Source organism: Brevibacterium sp. XM4083 (assembly GCF_006489205.2).
In the GTDB taxonomy this organism is placed as follows: domain Bacteria; phylum Actinomycetota; class Actinomycetes; order Actinomycetales; family Brevibacteriaceae; genus Brevibacterium.
In genome coordinates, this window is the sequence record NZ_VFYR02000002.1 from 336,373 (window position 1) to 352,489 (window position 16,117).

15 protein-coding genes are annotated in these 16,117 nt (G+C 69.3%); 8 read left to right on the forward strand and 7 right to left on the reverse strand.

Annotated features, from left to right (window positions below):
- Positions 1-27 precede the first annotated feature (27 nt).
- Positions 28-1,149, forward strand: coding sequence for an anthranilate phosphoribosyltransferase (trpD, locus tag FJ887_RS07325; RefSeq protein WP_137826143.1), 1,122 nt, complete (start codon positions 28-30; stop codon positions 1,147-1,149).
- Here trpD and FJ887_RS07330 read toward each other — a convergent pair.
- Genes FJ887_RS07330 through FJ887_RS07340 form a run of 3 tightly spaced genes read right to left on the reverse strand, consistent with a single transcriptional unit; the run spans position 1,117 to position 4,174 of the window.
- Complete coding sequence (locus FJ887_RS07330; protein WP_140955023.1) at positions 1,117-2,871, reverse strand: DEDD exonuclease domain-containing protein; 1,755 nt, start codon at positions 2,869-2,871, stop codon at positions 1,117-1,119. The two genes, trpD and FJ887_RS07330, sit on opposite strands and share 33 nt — an antisense overlap.
- Before the next feature lie 34 nt (positions 2,872-2,905).
- Positions 2,906-3,331, reverse strand: a complete 426-nt coding sequence (locus tag FJ887_RS07335; protein ID WP_140955022.1) for a hypothetical protein — start codon at positions 3,329-3,331, stop codon at positions 2,906-2,908.
- 15 nt (positions 3,332-3,346) lie between these two features.
- The gene (locus FJ887_RS07340; RefSeq protein ID WP_140955021.1) at positions 3,347-4,174 is read right to left on the reverse strand and encodes an alpha/beta hydrolase; all 828 of its coding nucleotides are present in this window, start codon (positions 4,172-4,174) and stop codon (positions 3,347-3,349) included.
- A gap of 101 nt (positions 4,175-4,275) precedes the next feature.
- On the opposite strand from FJ887_RS07340, the gene FJ887_RS07345 reads away from it, so the two are divergent.
- Together FJ887_RS07345 and FJ887_RS07350 are read left to right on the forward strand one after the other, a co-directional pair.
- Positions 4,276-5,007 (forward strand): lysophospholipid acyltransferase family protein, encoded by a 732-nt coding sequence (locus tag FJ887_RS07345; RefSeq protein WP_137826147.1) that lies wholly within the window; start codon positions 4,276-4,278, stop codon positions 5,005-5,007.
- A 251-nt stretch (positions 5,008-5,258) separates the two neighbouring features.
- Positions 5,259-5,840 carry a MerR family transcriptional regulator gene (locus tag FJ887_RS07350; protein ID WP_137826148.1) on the forward strand — a complete coding sequence of 194 codons (582 nt, stop codon included), beginning with the start codon at positions 5,259-5,261 and terminating at the stop codon, positions 5,838-5,840.
- 84 nt (positions 5,841-5,924) lie between these two features.
- Here the strand turns inward: FJ887_RS07350 and FJ887_RS07355 are convergent, their stop codons facing one another.
- On the reverse strand, positions 5,925-6,740 hold the full coding sequence (locus FJ887_RS07355) for a ParA family protein (RefSeq protein WP_140955020.1): 816 nt from the start codon (positions 6,738-6,740) through the stop codon (positions 5,925-5,927).
- Between the two features lie 176 nt (positions 6,741-6,916).
- Between FJ887_RS07355 and FJ887_RS07360 the strand changes: the two genes are divergently transcribed.
- From FJ887_RS07360 to FJ887_RS07370, 3 genes are read left to right on the forward strand one after another with little or no spacing between them, the layout of a single operon-like run.
- Positions 6,917-10,318, forward strand: a complete 3,402-nt coding sequence (locus FJ887_RS07360; protein ID WP_137826150.1) for a pyruvate carboxylase — start codon at positions 6,917-6,919, stop codon at positions 10,316-10,318.
- A complete protein-coding gene (locus tag FJ887_RS07365) occupies positions 10,311-10,811 on the forward strand; it encodes a peptide deformylase (protein ID WP_140955019.1) in 501 nt (166 codons plus the stop codon). Before FJ887_RS07360 ends, FJ887_RS07365 begins: the two co-directional genes overlap by 8 nt.
- Positions 10,808-11,713 carry a 3-hydroxybutyryl-CoA dehydrogenase gene (locus tag FJ887_RS07370; RefSeq protein WP_284711096.1) on the forward strand — a complete coding sequence of 302 codons (906 nt, stop codon included), beginning with the start codon at positions 10,808-10,810 and terminating at the stop codon, positions 11,711-11,713. Before FJ887_RS07365 ends, FJ887_RS07370 begins: the two co-directional genes overlap by 4 nt.
- 76 nt (positions 11,714-11,789) lie before the next feature.
- Here the strand turns inward: FJ887_RS07370 and FJ887_RS07375 are convergent, their stop codons facing one another.
- The gene (locus FJ887_RS07375) at positions 11,790-13,049 is read right to left on the reverse strand and encodes an aspartate aminotransferase type Ic (RefSeq protein ID WP_140955018.1); all 1,260 of its coding nucleotides are present in this window, start codon (positions 13,047-13,049) and stop codon (positions 11,790-11,792) included.
- A gap of 135 nt (positions 13,050-13,184) precedes the next feature.
- Between FJ887_RS07375 and FJ887_RS07380 the strand changes: the two genes are divergently transcribed.
- Positions 13,185-13,907 (forward strand): class I SAM-dependent methyltransferase, encoded by a 723-nt coding sequence (locus FJ887_RS07380; RefSeq protein WP_140955017.1) that lies wholly within the window; start codon positions 13,185-13,187, stop codon positions 13,905-13,907.
- A 58-nt stretch (positions 13,908-13,965) separates the two neighbouring features.
- Here the strand turns inward: FJ887_RS07380 and FJ887_RS07385 are convergent, their stop codons facing one another.
- Entirely contained in the window at positions 13,966-14,430 is a 465-nt protein-coding gene (locus tag FJ887_RS07385; protein WP_140955016.1) for an Hsp20/alpha crystallin family protein, read from the reverse strand.
- Positions 14,431-14,520: 90 nt separating this feature from the next.
- Here FJ887_RS07385 and FJ887_RS07390 point away from each other — a divergent pair, with 90 nt between their 5' ends.
- Positions 14,521-15,456, forward strand: coding sequence for an AEC family transporter (locus tag FJ887_RS07390; protein ID WP_140955015.1), 936 nt, complete (start codon positions 14,521-14,523; stop codon positions 15,454-15,456).
- Positions 15,457-15,575: 119 nt separating this feature from the next.
- On the opposite strand, the gene FJ887_RS07395 is transcribed toward FJ887_RS07390, so the two are convergent.
- Positions 15,576-16,091 carry a ferritin gene (locus tag FJ887_RS07395; protein ID WP_137824099.1) on the reverse strand — a complete coding sequence of 172 codons (516 nt, stop codon included), beginning with the start codon at positions 16,089-16,091 and terminating at the stop codon, positions 15,576-15,578.
- Positions 16,092-16,117: the final 26 nt, after the last annotated feature.

The window sequence follows — 16,117 nt, forward strand, 5'->3', positions numbered from 1 at the left end:
GCGCCCCCGGATGGAGAGCACTGAGCAATGACGGATCACCCGCGCACGACAGCCCCGGCGACCACGGTCACCGGGACCGCTTCGACAGGTGCGGATGTCGCTGCGAACTGGCCCGATCTGCTCATGACCCTCATGCACGGCCAGGACCTCACCGAGGCGCAGGCCTCGTGGGCGATGGATCAGATCATGTCCGGGCAGACGCCGGATGTGACGATGGCCGCATTCCTCGCCGCACACCACACGAAGGGCGAGACGGTCGCGGAGATCGCCGGTCTCGTCGCCGCGATGATGGATCACGCGGTGCCCCTGCCGGGTCTCGAGGACTCCGTCGACATCGTCGGCACCGGCGGTGACCGGGCGAAGACCGCGAACATCTCCTCGACGGCGGCGATGATCATCTCCGCCACCGGGCAGCGGGTCGTCAAGCACGGCAACCGAGCGACCTCCTCGGCGTCCGGGTCGGCCGACGTCCTCGAGGCTCTCGGCGTGCGGTTCGACATCACGCCGGAGCAGACGGGCATCGTCGCCGCCGAGGTGGGGCTCGCGTTCTGCTTCGCCAACGTCTTCCATCCGTCGATGCAGTTCGTCGCCGCCGTGCGGCGCCAGATCAGCGTGCCGACGGCGTTCAACATCCTCGGTCCGCTGACGAACCCGGCCCGCGCCCGGCACACGGCGATCGGCGTCGCCGATGCGCAGATGGCCCCGCTCGTCGTCGGCACGCTTGCCAAACGCGGTCACCAGGCGGTCGTCTTCCGCTCCCGTGACGGCCTCGACGAACTGAGCAACACCGATGTCAACGACGTCTGGGAGGTCCGCCACGGCGAGGTCGAGCACACGACCTTCGATGCCCTCGACCTCGGGTTCGAACGGGTGACGAAGGACGACCTGCGCGGCGGGGGTCCGCTCGAGAACGCGGCGATCACCCGGTCGGTGCTCGCCGGCGAGAAGTCACCGGTGCGCGACATCGTCCTCATCAACGCCGCCGCCGCGCTCGTCGCCGCCGACGAGGCGGCTGTCGGATCGTTCACCGAGCGCCTCGCCGCGAAGCTGCGCATCGTCGAGGACACCGTCGACTCCGGGCTCGGGGCCCAGAAGCTCGATCAGCTCGTCACGGTCTCACGACGCATCGCCGAGGCGAACGGCGCCTGAGGCCCGGGCGTGGAAGGCTGCGCCCTCCCGCGGCAGCGCCCATTCCCCGGTGACCGACCACGGCACGGCAGTCTCCAGCCAGTGGGCGAGCATCCGCGTCTCCTCGGGCAGCGGATCGCCGGGGGAGGGGAACAGGCCCGGGGCCGGCACCCACTCCGCCGTCGCCGCCAGCGCCGTGAACGCCTCGTCGAGGCCGGTCGGCGTCGACCGGTGACCGGCCGCGGCGAGCCGACCGTGGCGGATGACGACGAGATCGATTCCGCCCTCACCCCCCGGGGCCCACGCCTGGATCTCCTCGACGGCGGCCAGGCCTCCCACGGTCTCGGCGCGGGCGGCCGTGGTCAGTGCCGCCCGCATGCCGTCACGGACCTCGGCGGCCGTCTCGTAGCGGGCTTCCCCGGACAGCCGTGCCATCCTCTCCCGACTGTGCTCGCGCAGCGAGGTGAAGTCTCCCGACAGCGCGCCGAAGAGCCCGGCGATGACCGCCCGGTACTCGCTCGGATCGGTGACTCCGGCGCAGGGACCCCCGCACTGTCCGACCTGAGCGCTCACGCACGCACGGTGGGCTGCCAGTGTCGCGGGACTCACCTTCGCAGTGCACCGTTTGACGGGGTAGAGGGTCTCGAGGAGCTCCTTGACCGCCTGGGCCCGCTTCCGGGACCGGAACGGGCCCAGCGGCGGTGCCGGTGAGCGCTCGAGTGCGGAGCGGGAGCGGACGACGGAGAGCCTCGGGTAGGCCTCGTCGCTGAGGACGACCCAGGCGCTGCGCTCGGGGTTCTTCGACCGCCGGTTGTACGGCGGGGCGAGTTCGCCGATGAGGCGGACCTCGCGCACCTCCGCTTCGAGGACGTGCGCGCACGGCAGCGCGGTGACCTCCTGGGCGGCGGTGATCATCTCAGCCATCCGCCCCCGATTCTCCGAGGCGTTGAAGTAGCCGCGCACGCGTCGGGCCATGTTGCCGGACTTCCCGATGTAGAGGACTCGACGGGTGCCGTCGACGAACATGTAGACCCCCGGCTCGGCGGGCACGCCCTTCGCGAGGTGCGCTTTGGCCTGGCGGCGGGCCCAGCCCGCCTGACGGACCGTCGCGAGCTCTTCGAGGGTGGTGATGCCGAAGCTCCCGAACCGCTCGAGGAGGCGGTGGAGCACCTCGCCGGTCGCGCGGGCGTCCGACAGCGCGCGGTGGTCGGGTTCGACCGCGGTGCCGAAGTGGGCCGCGAGCGTGCCGAGTTTGTGGTTGCGGACCTCGTCGCGACCGAGCACGCGGCGCGAGAGCGTCACCGTGTCGAGCACCTGAGGGCTCGGCCAGTGGTAGTCGAGACGGTCGCACGCGGAGCGGAGGAAGCCGATGTCGAAGGGGGCGTTGTGGGCGACGAGCACGGTGCCGGCGGCGAATTCGAGGAAGCTCGGGAGCACCGAGCGGATCGTCGGGGCGTCGTCGACCATGGCGTGGGTGATGCCGGTGAGGCGGGAGACGAACGGGGTGATGACGGAGTGCTCGGGCTTGACGAGGGTCTGGAACTCCCCGATGACCTCCCCGGCCCGCAGCTTGACTGCACCGATCTCGGTGATCTCCGCCGTTCCCGCGTGCGTGCCCGTCGTCTCGAGGTCGACGACGACGAACGTGACGTCGTAGAGCGGGGTGCCGATGTCCTCGAGGCTCAGCTGCGTGTGCTCGAGGCGGGTCGGCGCCCGATCGAAGGGGGCGGCGGGAGACGTCATGGTCGCCAGTGTGCCAGGCGCCCCTGACACGCGCTCACACCGAGGCTCCGCTGTCCCCGCCCTCGGTGCGCGACTGCTTGGGCAGGTGGAAGAACAGTCCGATCGCACCGCCGATGCCGACGGCGAGCCCGACGAGGAGGAACCACTGCGGCAGCGGACGGAAGAGGACTGCGCCGATGATGAGGAGGACGACGGCGCCGAAGGTCGCGACGACGGAGAGCATGAGCGTCGGGGGAGCCGTGCGCCACCCGATCGGGGCCGCGGGCTCGGGTTCCCAGTGCTCGGCGTCGGCCAGCCGCTCCCGGATCTCCTCGACGGGCAGCTCGCTCATCGGCGCATCCGGTTCGGACAGCCGGGCCACGACATCCTCCCAGTGGCTGTCGCTGACCCGGGAGGAGTCGCCGATCGTCTCGGACTCCGGCACGTGCCGGCGCCAGTCCTCGGTCTCGTCGTCGCTCATGTCATTCATCAGCAATCACCGCTGCGGCGATATTCCCGGCACCGGCGAATCCGTCCCCGACCGCGGGGCGCCGGCCGCGCGCGGAGCATGCGCGCGGTGTGCGGCGGCGGCGACCGCCTCGGCGATGACGTCGGCATCGTAGTCGAGGGTCGCGACATGACGACTGCGCCGCAACGGCACGATGGCGGCTCGCACGCCGAGGCGGGACCGGAGCACCCGCAGACTCCGCGGTCCGACGACGCTGTCCTGACCGGACACGAGCACCGTCGTCGGCGTCGCCACCTGCCAGAGGTTCTCCCGCAGGTCGCGCAGGGCAGCGGCGAACGAGGCGACCGCGGCCACCGGGGTCCGGTCGCCGGCGAACTCGTCGCGGTCGGGATGGGCGATGTCGTTGCCGATCGCCGGGACGAAGGGGACGACGTGCCGGAGCACGGGCAACAGGGGAGTGAGCGGGGAGTCGATGTAGAGGCCGGGGTTGACGAGGACGATCTCATCCGGCGGGTTCTCACCCGCCGCCAGGGCGAGGGTCAGTGCCCCGCCCATCGAGAGTCCGGCGACGACGACCCGGGTGTGGCGGGCCTGGAGCTCACGCAGCTCCGCCTCGGCGCCGGTCAGCCAGTCCGCCCACGTCGTGGCCGCAAGCTCCCGCCACGTGCCCCCGTGGCCGGGGAGGAGGGGGACGGAGACGCTGAGGTCCTCGGCTGCCAGGGCGCGCGCGATCGGCTGCCAGGCCGCCGGCGAGCCGGTGATGCCGTGGAGGAAGAGGACCGCGGTGTCCGCAGACGGGGCGATCGCGGAGTACGCGGCGCGCGGGGCGGCAGAGGGGGTGAAGTCGATGTCCATTCCACCAGCATCGCACGTCGGTCGGCGACGCACGGTTCGACAGTGCAGTTGGATATATGATGACCGGGGACGTTCAAGCGTCGTGACATGGAAGGGTGCGCGTGTTCTACTGGTTTCTCAAACGGGTCCTGGCCGGACCCATCCTGCGGATCCTCTTCCGTCCGTGGGTGCGCGGTTTGGACAACCTGCCGCAGGACGGCCCGGCGATCATCGCCGGCAACCACATGCACTTCATGGATTCGATCTTCGTTCCGCTGCTCGCCCCGCGCCCCGTCGTCTACCTCGCGAAGAAGGACTACTTCACCGGACGCGGCATCAAAGGCGCGGCGACGCGGTGGTTCTTCAAGCTCAACAACCAGCTGCCGATGGACCGCGGCGGCGGCTCCGGGTCCCAGGCGTCACTGGAGTCCGGGCTCAAGGTCCTCCGTGAGGGCAATTCGCTGGGCATCTACCCCGAGGGGACGCGCTCTCCCGACGGCAAGCTCTACCGCGGCCGCACCGGCATCGCCCGCCTCGTCCTCGAATCCGGGGCCCCCGTCATCCCCGTTGCGATCATCGGCACCGACAAGATCCAGCCCGCCGGCCGTCTCATCCCGAAGTTCCGGCGCGTCGGCGTCGTCTTCGGCTCGCCGATGGACTTCTCGAAGTACGAGGGCCTGCCCGTCGACCGGTTCCTGCTGCGGTCGATCACCGATGAGATCATGTACGAGATCATGCGCCTGAGCGGCCAGGAGTACGTCGACACCTATGCCTCGACCGTGAAGACGAAGCTGCTGACCTCGGCGAAGCCGAAGAAGGCAGCGGAGGAAACCGACGACGGGACCGCCGCCTGAGCTCTCATCGTCCGAGGTCACAAGCGGTGCCTGCCGGATCCGTCACAGGTTGGAGACGGTGTTCGATTCCTCCCATAACGGCGACACGCGCAAATCGTTACCTTGGGGTGTTTGTCGCGGCCTCCGCGGCAGAATAGTTTGGAGTTGTTGAATCCCACTGTAGGTTCGCTGCGAAGAGCGGTAGAATGGTTCCATTCTCTGACCCTTCGAAGCGGCCTCGCTTCCCCCAGGGACTATAAGGAGGAGTCGGTGTGAACCGCTCAAGTCACGAAAGCGTCGAGTCGACGCCACTGCCGTCGGCAGCACAGGGTCTCCTGTTCGACGACGACCTGCCCGTCCTCGACGAAGAGGCCGGCTACCGCGGTCCCACCGTGTGCAAGGTCGTCGGCATCAGCTACCGGCGCCTCGACTACTGGGCACGCACCGACCTCGTCACTCCCTCGATCCGCAACGCCACCGGCTCCGGCAGCCAGCGTCTCTACAGCTTCCGCGACATCCTCGTCCTCAAGATCGTCAAGCGCCTCCTCGACACCGGTGTCGGGCTGCAGTCGATCCGCACCGCCGTCGACCACCTGCGGTCCCGCGGCGTCGAGGACCTCTCCCAGATCACGCTGATGTCCGACGGCGCGAGCGTCTTCGAATGCACCTCGCCCGATGAGGTCGTCGACCTCCTCCAGGGCGGACAGGGAGTCTTCGGCATCGCCGTCGGCCGCGTGTGGAACGAAGTCGAAGGCAGCCTCTCGGAACTGCCGAGCGAACGCCTGCCCGAAGACGATTCCGCCGTCCTCGCGATGGACGAGCTCGCGCAACGCCGCGCCCAGAAGCTCGGCTGAGCACAGACCCCAGGGAAGACGGCGAAGGGCCCAACCGATTCGGTTGGGCCCTTCGCCGTTGTGCCGCACTGCGGCAGGGAGGGTCTAGGACTGCTTGGCCGACTTCCGGCCGCGGATGTTCTCCGAGCGCAGGGCACGCTCGAGGAGGGCATCGAACGAGGAGGTGACCTCCTCGGCGGGTTTGCCCGGCCATGAATGGATGGGCCGAGCCGAGCCCTGCGCCTGCTGCATGACAGCGCGTTCGGCGAGCGGGGGATTGAGGACGAGCGGGCCGAACATCTCCCGCATCTCCGTGATCCGGTAGTCGTGCTCGGTCGAACCGGCGCGCACGCGGTTGACGACGAGGCCGAGCGGCTGGATGTCGGAGGTGCCGCGCTGGCGCAGCTCGTCGGCGGCGCGCAATGCGCGGTCGGCGGCGGCGACGGAGAAGAGACTCGGCTCGGTGACGACCGCCACCCGGCTGCTCGCCGTCCACGCGGTGCGGGTGAGTCCATTGAGGCTCGGCGGGCAGTCGATGAGGACGAGCCGGTAGCCCTTCGCGATGCGGCTGAGCGCATCCTCGAGCCGGCGCAGGTAGCGCTCGGACAGGGAGGGACGGTCGAACTCCGCGGCCCGCGGCGAGCCGGAGATGACATCAAGGTGCCCCAGCTTGTCACCGACCCACCCCGAGGGGATGATCGCCTCGGAGAGGATCTTCTGCGATTTCGGGGCGGCGAGGACGTCGGCGATGTCGACCCTCGTCGAGGTGGGGACGTCGAGTCCCGTCGACGAGTCCGCCTGCGGGTCCATGTCGACGACGAGCGTCGGGATGCCGCGGTTGTACGCGGCCGACGCGAGACCGAGGGTCACGGACGTCTTGCCGACGCCGCCCTTGAGACTGCTGATACTGAGGACAAGCACCCTCCTACGGTAACGTATCCTCCCCGTTCGGGCAGGGTCGACCACGCCGAGGTGAGCGCGGTGCCCGAATCGGGGACCCCCTGCATTCAGTGGTCCACGTCACTGAGTAGAGTGGTCTCTCGACAGCCAGTCGACTGTTCGCCGCTCGGCGACCGATGAAGAAGCGAGAAACACGGATGTTCTCTAAAGTGCTTGTGGCCAATCGCGGGGAGATCGCCGTCCGCGCGTTCCGCGCGGCGTACGAACTCGGCGCCTCGACCGTTGCTGTCTTCCCCTACGAAGACCGCAACTCCGAACACCGGATGAAGGCCGACGAGGCCTACATGATCGGCGATGAGGGGCATCCGGTCCGCGCCTACCTCAATGTCGAGGAGATCATCCGCGTCGCCAAGGAGTCCGGCGCCGACGCCGTCTACCCCGGGTACGGCTTCCTCTCGGAGAACCCCGATCTCGCCCGCGCGTGCGCAGAGAACGGCATCACGTTCATCGGCCCCAAGGCCGATGTCCTCGAACTCGCCGGCAACAAGGTCCAAGCGCTCTCGGCAGCGCGCGGGGCGGGAATCCCGGTCCTCGACTCGACCCGTCCCTCCGCGGACATCGCCCAGCTGCTCGCCGACGCCGAATCGATGGAGTACCCCCTCTTCGTCAAGGCCGTCGCCGGCGGCGGGGGCCGCGGCATGCGCCGGGTCTCGGATCCCGACCAGCTCGAGGACGCCCTCAAGGCCGCGATGCGCGAAGCCGAAGGCGCCTTCGGCGATCCCACGGTCTTCATCGAGCAGGCCGTGCAGCGGCCGCGCCACATCGAGGTCCAGATACTCGCCGACAACGATGCGAACGCGATCCACCTCTTCGAACGCGACTGCTCCGTCCAGCGCCGCCACCAGAAGGTCATCGAGATCGCTCCGGCGCCCAACCTCGACCCGGAGATCGCCGCGGCGCTGCACTCCGACGCCCTGAAATTCGCCGAGGCGCTCGGCTACCAGAACGCCGGCACCGTCGAGTTCCTCCTCGAGACCGACGGACCCCGAGCGGGCAAGCACGTGTTCATCGAGATGAACCCCCGCATCCAGGTCGAGCACACCGTGACCGAGGAGATCACCGACGTCGACCTCGTCGCCTCCCAGATGCGCATCGCAGCGGGGGAGACGCTGGCCGACCTCGGGCTGCGCCAGGAGGACATGCGGATCAAGGGCGCGGCCCTGCAGTGCCGCATCACGACAGAGGATCCGGCGAACTCGTTCCGTCCCGACACCGGCACGATCACCGCCTACCGGTCCGCCGGCGGCGCGGGCGTCCGCCTCGACGGCGGCACCGTCCACGCGGGCGCCTCGGTGAGCGCGCACTTCGACTCGATGCTCGTCAAGCTCACATGCCGCGGACGCGACTTCGCCCAGGCCGTCTCCCGCGCCCGCCGCGCCCTCGCGGAGTTCCGCATCCGCGGCGTGTCGTCGAACATCGGCTTCCTCCAGGCCGTGCTCGAGGACCCCTCGTTCGTCGCCGGCGACCTCGCGACCTCGTTCATCGAGGAGCGCCCGCAGCTCCTCGACGCCCGGGTCAGCGCCGACCGCGGCTCGAAGATCCTCGACTACCTCGCCGACGTCACCGTCAACCGGCCCCACGGTGAGCCGACCGTGCGTCTGCGCCCGGCCGACAAGCTGCCCGACCTCGACCTTGGTCAGGCTCCGCCTCCCGGCAGCCGCGACCGCCTCCTCGACCTCGGCCCCGAGGCCTTCGCCCGGTCCCTGCGCGACCAGGAGGCCCTGGCGGTCACGGACACGACGTTCCGCGACGCCCACCAGTCCCTGCTCGCCACCCGAGTGCGCACCCGCGACCTCCTCGCCGTCGCCGGCCATGTCGCCCGGATGACCCCGCAGCTGCTGAGCATCGAGGCCTGGGGCGGGGCCACCTACGATGTCGCGCTGCGCTTCCTCGGTGAGGACCCGTGGGAGCGGCTGGCCCAGCTGCGCGAGGCCGTGCCGAACATCGCCCTGCAGATGCTCCTGCGCGGGCGCAACACCGTCGGGTACACGCCGTACCCCACGCAGGTCACCGATGCCTTCGTCGACGAGGCGGCCCGCACCGGCATCGACGTCTTCCGCATCTTCGACGCCCTCAACGACATCGAGCAGATGCGCCCGGCGATCGAGGCCGTGCGGGGGACGAACACGACGATCGCCGAGGTGGCCCTCTGCTACACCTCGGACATCCTCGACCCGAACGAGGAGCTCTACACCCTCGACTACTACCTCCGGCTCGCCGAGCAGATCGTCGAGGCCGGAGCACACGTGCTCGCGGTCAAGGACATGGCCGGTCTGCTGCGTCCGGCCGCCGCAGCGAAGCTCGTGACCGCGCTGCGGGAGAACTTCGACCTGCCCGTCCACGTCCACACCCATGACACGGCCGGCGGTCAGCTCGCGACCCTCTTCGCCGCGGCCGGCGCCGGAGCCGACGCCGTCGATGCCGCCTCGGCGGCGATGGCCGGCACGACGAGCCAGCCGAGCCTCTCCGCTCTCGTCGCCGCCTTCGAGCACACCGACCGGGACACCGGCATCAGCCTCACCGCCGTCGAGGACCTCGAACCCTACTGGGAGTCCGTGCGCAAGGTCTACGCTCCCTTCGAATCGGGCCTGCCGGGGCCGACGGGCCGCGTCTACCGGCACGAGATCCCCGGCGGTCAGCTCTCGAACCTGCGGCAGCAGGCCGTGGCCCTCGGCCTCGGGGAGCGGTTCGAGGAGATCGAGAAGATGTACGAGGCCGCCGATGACATCCTCGGCCACCTCGTCAAGGTCACGCCCTCGTCGAAGGTCGTCGGCGACCTCGCCCTCCACCTCGTCGGAGCTGGCGTCGACCCGGCCGAGTTCGCGGAGAACCCGGAGAAGTTCGACATCCCGGACTCGGTCATCGGCTTCCTCTCCGGCGACCTCGGTGACCCTCCGGGCGGCTGGCCCGAGCCCTTCCGGACGAAGGCCCTGGCCGGTCGCACCCACAAGCCCGTGACCGAGGAGCTCGCACCAGCGGATGCGGAGGCCCTGACGACCCCCGGACCCGAGCGGCAGGCGAAGCTCAACGAACTGCTCTTCCCCGCCCCGACGAAGGAGTTCGAGCGGATGCGCTCGAGCTTCGGCGACCTCTCGATCGTCGAGACCGCCGAATACCTCTACGGCCTGACCTCCGGGGAGGAGGCGACCGTCGAACTGTCCAAGGGCAAGAACCTCCTCATCGGCCTGCGCGCGATCGGCGACACCGACGAACGCGGCATGCGTTCAGTGATGTTCACCCTCAACGGCCAGCTGCGTCCGCTCGAGGTCCGCGACCGGTCTGTCGAGTCCGACGTCAAGACCGCGGAGAAGGCCGACCCGTCGAAGCCGGGGCACGTCTCGAGCCCGTTCGCCGGTGTCGTCACCCTCCAGGTCGGCGTCGGCGACACCGTCGAGGCCGGCGATGTCATCGCGACGATCGAGGCGATGAAGATGGAGGCCTCGATCACCGCGCCGGTGGCCGGGCCGATCTCCCGGATCGCGATCGACTCCGTCTCCCAGCTCGAGGGCGGCGATCTCGTGGCGGTCATCGATGCCTGAGCGGGACATCCGCCTGTGGGGTGACCCGGTGCTCCGCAGCAAGGCCGACCCGATCACCGTCTTCGACGACTCCGTGGCCGCCCTGGCCGCCGACCTCGTCGACTCGTCCCTGCCCGAGGGGCGGGCGGCCGTCGCCGCACCGCAGATCGGGGTGGGTTTGCGGGCCTTCGGCTACGACCTCGACGGGCGCACCGGCTACGTCATCAATCCCGAGATCGTCGAACTCGGCGGTCAGCTGCGCGACATCGACGAAGGCTGCCTGTCCGTGCCGGGGCTCTTCTTCCTCACCCCGAGGTGGGAGTTCGCCCGGGTGCGCGGCGTCGATGCGCAGAACAACCCGATCGAGATCTCCGGCACCGAGGTGTTCGCGCAGATGCTCCAGCACGAAGTGGCGCACCTCGACGGGCAGGTCTACATCCAGACGCTGCCGGGGGAGCGCCGACGCGAGGCGATGAAGGCCATCCGCAGCGCGGACTGGTTCCTCGCCTCATGACAGTCACCGAGGTGCCCGCCCGGGGTACTGAGAACGAAGGGAAGTCCATGGTCATCGCCCGCACCGCTGTCATCGGCAGCGGACTCATGGGAGCCGGCATCGCCGAGGTGCTCGCGAAGTCCGGTCTCGACGTCATCGTCTCCGAGGTCAGCGACGAGGCGGCTGCCGCCGGTCAGGCACGGATCGAGAAGTCACTGGCCCGCGCCGTGGAGAAGGGCAAGCTCACGGCAGCCGAGAGCGAGGCGGCCAAAGCGCGGCTGCGGTTGACCACCGACATCGCCGAACTCGCCGACCGGCAGCTCGTCATCGAGGCGGCGAGTGAGAACGAGGAGATCAAGAAGTCGATCTTCGCCCGCCTCGATGAGGTCGTCACCGATGAGGAGGCGATCTTCGCGTCGAACACCTCGTCGATGCCGATCATCCGCTTCGCGCAGGCGACGTCGCGGCCCGAACGGGTCCTCGGCATCCACTTCTTCAACCCCGCACCCGTCCAGCCGCTCGTCGAGGTCGTGTCCTCGGTGCTCACCGACCCCGGTGTGGCCGAGTCGGTCACGGATTTCGTGGGTGAGGTGCTCGGCAAGACGCCGGTGCAGGCGCAGGACCGGCCGGGCTTCATCGTCAACGCCCTCCTCATCCCGTATCTGTGCTCGGCGATCCGCATGCTCGAGTCGGGGGCGGCGACGAAGGAGGACATCGACGCCGGCATGGTCGGCGGTGCCGCCCACCCGATGGGCCCGATCGCCCTCGCCGATCTCGTCGGGCTCGACACGTGCCTGTTCGCGGCCCAGAGCATCTTCGACGAGACCGGGGATCCTGCCGCGAAGCCTCCGGTCCTCCTCTCCCGCATGGTCGATGCCGGTCTCCTCGGGAGGAAGACCGGCCGCGGCTTCTACGAGTACTGAGCCCGCACACGCCGACGGGGCTGTCCGCGCACGATGCGCAGACAGCCCCGTTCCGCTGTGCCGGAAGATCCTGGGCTCAGCCGGCGAGGAGCTTCTCGTAGCTCGCGAGCTTGACGCAGGCGACGAGTCCCTCGGCGGCGAGTTCGACGTCGGCCAGCGTCGGCATCGTCGGAGCGATGCGGATGACATTGCCCTGCGGATCGAGGCCGTACGGGTGCGTGGCCCCGGCCGGGGTGAGCTTGACCCCGGCCTCGGCGGCGAGCTTGACGATCCGATCGGCTGTGCCCTCGAGGGTGGTCAGGGTGATGAAGTAGCCGCCGTCGGGCTTCGTCCACGTCGCGAGATCCGTCCCGCCGAGTCCGGACTCCAGGGCGTCGAGCACTGCGTCGAACTTCGGGGCGATGATCTCAGCGTGCTTGCGCATATGGTCGATCACACCCTGGCTGTCTTTGAAGAAGCGCAGGTGACGCAGTTGGTTGACCTTGTCGGGTCCGATCGCGATCTTGCCAAGGTTCGAGGTGAACCAGCGCACGGTCTCCGGACCGCCGGCGAAGAACGAGACCCCGGACCCGGCATGCGTGATCTTCGAGGTCGACGCGAAGATCCACGGCCGTTCGGGGTGGCCGGCCGCTGCGCAGAGGTCGAGGATGTCGATGGTCTCCGGATGCTCGTCGCGGAGGTGGTGGAGGGCGTACGCGTTGTCCCAGAGCAGCGTGAAGTCCGGGGCCGCGGCGGGCAGCGCAGCGAGCGCGGCGGCCCGCTCGGGGCTGATCGTGATCCCTGTCGGGTTCGAGTACATCGGCACGAGCCACATGCCCTTGACGCTCGGGTCCGCGGCGAGCCGCTGCGCTGCGGCGAGGTCGGGGCCTTCGTCGTCCAGCGGAATGCTCAGCAGCTCGAAGCCGAGGGATTCGGCGAGCGTGAAATGGCGGTCGTAGCCGGGGACCGGGCAGATGAGCTTGTGGGGGCCCGCACCCCACGGGGTGGCGTCGGCGGCCGTGCCGTGGAGGAGGGCGAAGGTGAGCGCCTGCGCCATGAGGGTGAGCGAGGCGTTGCCGCCGGCGAGCAGCTGCTCGGCGGGCACCTTGAGCAGCGGAGCGAAGATCTCCCGGAGTTCGATGATCCCGTCGAGGCCGCCGTAGTTGCGCGTGTCGACACCCCCAGGTGTGCGGTAGTCGTCCCCGGTCACCTGCGTGAACAGGTCGTCGGCGAGGTCGAGCTGGGCGGGACTCGGCTTGCCCCGGGTGATGTCGAGGTCGAGACCGCGCGAGGCGAACTCCTCGTACGCGCGGGAGGCCTTCTCGAGTTCGGACTCGAGATCGGGGGTGGGGGTCATCGATGCTCCTTCTCGCCGCGCTGCGGCGGTGGTGACTGCCAGTGGCTCCATCCTAGTCACAGGGCGGGCCGGGCGGGTTCGTTAGAGTGTGTTCCTGAGACGATCCGCCACAGAGCCGCAGAGGAGGGCAGCGCGATGGTCAGACCCCGAGCTCGGGCCGCGCATGGGACCCGGTTCGGCACTCAGGCCCACCTCTACGACGCCGTGCGGCCCGACTATCCGCAGGCGGCCCTCGACCTCCTCGGCGCCGACTGGGCCGGGCTGCGGGTGTGCGACCTCGGGGCGGGCACGGGAATCCTCAGCCGCAGGCTGCTCGCCGCCGGCGCCGAGGTCGTCGCCGTCGATCCGGACGCCGAGGCTCTCGAGCACAACCCGGCGCCGTCGCTCGTCGGGTCCGCGGAGACGACCGGCCTGGCGGCCGGCAGCGTCGACGTCGTCACGGTCGCCCAGGCCTGGCACTGGTTCGACGAGGCGGCAGCGGGGGAGGAGATCGCGAGGATCCTCAGGCCCTCCGGTCGGCTGCTCATCCTCATCAACCAACTCGACGTCCGCGTCGACTGGGTGCTCAGGCTCAGCCGCATCATGCACGCCGGGGACGTCTACCGCCCGGCGTATGTGCCCGCTCCGCGCGGCTTCGCGCTCCGCGATCGGGCCGTCATCGACTTCTCCACCCCGCTCGACGTCGACGGCATCGTCGATCTTGCACGCACCCGGTCGTACTGGCTGCGGTCGAATGAGGCGACCCGCAGCCGCGTCGAGGCGAACCTGCGCGGCTATCTCACCGAGGAGCATCCGATCACCGGCACTGTCGACCTGCCGTACATGTGCCTGGCCTACCTCCTCGTCCCGCAGCACTGAAGAAGCGGGCAGGGCCGCATGAGTGCGTCCCTGCCCGCCGGTGCGGATCATCCCGAGATCAGATGTTCGGGTCGTCCTCGGTCTCGACCACCTCGGTGGATTCGATGACCTCGGTCTGCTTCGGCGCCTGGTGGGAGACGCTGATCTTGCGCGGGCGGGCCTCCTCGGCGACGGGGATCGTCAGGGTGAGCACGCCGTCCTCGTAGTCGGCGCGGATCCGGTCGAGGGCGACGCGATTGCCGAGGGTGAGCTGGCGGGCGTACGTGCCCGAGGTCCGCTCCCTGGTCAGCCACTTGACGTCCTTGTCCGCCACCGGTGAGGTCCGCTGCGCGCGCACCGTGAGCGTGCGGTCCTCGACATCGACGTCGATGCTCGAGGGATCGACGCCTGGCATATCGATCTGCGCGACGAACACCTCGCCGTCGCGGTAGAGGTCCATCGGCATGGTCGCGGCGTTCGGGGTGCGGGTGACCTCGGTGAAGAAGCGGTCGAGATCGCGGATGGGATCGAAGCGAGTGGCCATGATCGTCCTTTCAGTGGGGTACACGTCCTGTATTGAGTCAAGCACACTCAATTTTGAAATCAATCCTCGCACATGGAACTCTCAAGAACTATGAGCCTGTCTCCGATCCTCGCCGCCCTCGTCCCGGTCACAGCGCTCATCGTGCTCGGGCTGGGACTGCGGAGGACTCCGCTGTTCTCCCGCGAGGACTTCTGGGCGGGGGCGGAGCGGCTCGCGTACTACTGCCTCCTGCCCGTTCTCCTCTTCACCTCCGTCGCCGAGGTGGACGTCACCGCCGTGCCCGTGCTCAGACTCGCTGTCGCCCTCGTCGTGCCCACGCTCCTCGTCTCGGTGCTCATCATCGTCCTCCGCCGCGTCGTCGCCGCGGATCTGCCGGCGTTCACCTCGGTGCTCCAGGGCGGGATCCGCTTCAACACGTACATCGGGCTCTCGATCTCCGCGAGCCTGCTCGGACCGAGCGGGGGAGCGCTGGCGGCGATCGTCGCGGCCATCCTCGTGCCCACGGTCAACATCGTCTCGAGTCTCGGGTTCGAGTTCCTCCGCACGGGACGACGGTCGGTGCTCGGCATCGTCCGCGTCGTCGTCCTCAACCCCCTCGTCATCGGGTGCGCCCTCGGGGGACTGTGGAACCTCACCGGGTGGGCGCTGCCGCAGCTCGTCTCCGGTGTCCTCGATCCGCTCGCGGCCGCGGCCCTGCCGATCGGTCTCATCTGTGTGGGGGCGGGGCTGCGGTGGTTCTCCCTGCGGGAGCACGGTGCCGGCCTCGTCTGGTCGACGGCGGCCAAGCTCGTCGTCCTGCCCGGTTTCAGTCTCGCCGCCCTCGTCCTGCTCGACGTCCCCGCCGAGGCGGCCGTGGTCGGACTGGTCTTCCAGGCGATCGCGACGGCGAGCTCCGGATATGTCATGGCCCGGCAGCTCGGCGGCAACGCCGAGCTCATGGCCGCACTCATCGCCGCCCAGACGGTGCTCATGCTCGGCACCCTGCCCCCGACCCTGCTCCTCGCCCAGTTCGTCTTCGGGGTCTGAGGAACCCGCTGCAGGGGCCCGGCATCGGCCCGCGGCCGGCGCGGAGAAGCACAACGGCCGGCTCCCCGCAGTGGGGAACCGGCCGTGTCAGCGCAGTCTCACTCGCTGTCAGCGCAGTCTCACTCGCTGTCGGCGGAGATGTCCGGGTGGCGCGAACCGAGCGCATTGTCGATCGAGAGCAGACCCGAGCCGCTGTCGCCGACGATCTCGAGACGACCGATGATCTCGGAGATGCTCGCCTCTTCTTCGACCTGCTCGTCGATGAACCAGTTGAGCAGGGGGAGGACGTCGAGGTCGCCCTCGGCCTGGGCGGTGCGGTAGATGTTGCGGATCGACTCCGAGACCTTCTCCTCGTGGGCGAGTGCGGCCTTGAAGAAGTCGAGCGGACGGGACCCGGAGACCTTCGGGGCGGCGATGTCGCCGATCTGCGGGGCGAAGCCGCGGTCGACGCAGTGCTGGATGAACTTCGCGGCGTGGACCTGCTCCTCCTCCGACTGGGCGCGCATCCACCGGGTCATGCCGGTGAGCTCGAGGTCGTCGAGCTGAATGGACATCTGCAGGTAGACCATCGAGGCCTCGAGTTCGAGCGTGACCTGCTCGCCGAGGACCTTCTGCATTGCGGGGCTCAGGTGCATGTGAATCTCCTAATGCGTTGTCAGGC

Coding starts and splice junctions, on each gene's coding strand:
- trpD (WP_137826143.1), top strand. CDS start 28: ATGACGGATCACCCGCGCACGACAGCCCCGGCGACCACGGTCACCGGG.
- FJ887_RS07330 (WP_140955023.1), bottom strand. CDS start 2,871: ATGACGTCTCCCGCCGCCCCCTTCGATCGGGCGCCGACCCGCCTCGAG.
- FJ887_RS07335 (WP_140955022.1), bottom strand. CDS start 3,331: ATGAGCGACGACGAGACCGAGGACTGGCGCCGGCACGTGCCGGAGTCC.
- FJ887_RS07340 (WP_140955021.1), bottom strand. CDS start 4,174: ATGGACATCGACTTCACCCCCTCTGCCGCCCCGCGCGCCGCGTACTCC.
- FJ887_RS07360 (WP_137826150.1), top strand. CDS start 6,917: ATGTTCTCTAAAGTGCTTGTGGCCAATCGCGGGGAGATCGCCGTCCGC.
- FJ887_RS07365 (WP_140955019.1), top strand. CDS start 10,311: ATGCCTGAGCGGGACATCCGCCTGTGGGGTGACCCGGTGCTCCGCAGC.
- FJ887_RS07370 (WP_284711096.1), top strand. CDS start 10,808: ATGACAGTCACCGAGGTGCCCGCCCGGGGTACTGAGAACGAAGGGAAG.
- FJ887_RS07375 (WP_140955018.1), bottom strand. CDS start 13,049: ATGACCCCCACCCCCGATCTCGAGTCCGAACTCGAGAAGGCCTCCCGC.
- FJ887_RS07380 (WP_140955017.1), top strand. CDS start 13,185: ATGGTCAGACCCCGAGCTCGGGCCGCGCATGGGACCCGGTTCGGCACT.
- FJ887_RS07385 (WP_140955016.1), bottom strand. CDS start 14,430: ATGGCCACTCGCTTCGATCCCATCCGCGATCTCGACCGCTTCTTCACC.
- FJ887_RS07390 (WP_140955015.1), top strand. CDS start 14,521: ATGAGCCTGTCTCCGATCCTCGCCGCCCTCGTCCCGGTCACAGCGCTC.
- FJ887_RS07395 (WP_137824099.1), bottom strand. CDS start 16,091: ATGCACCTGAGCCCCGCAATGCAGAAGGTCCTCGGCGAGCAGGTCACG.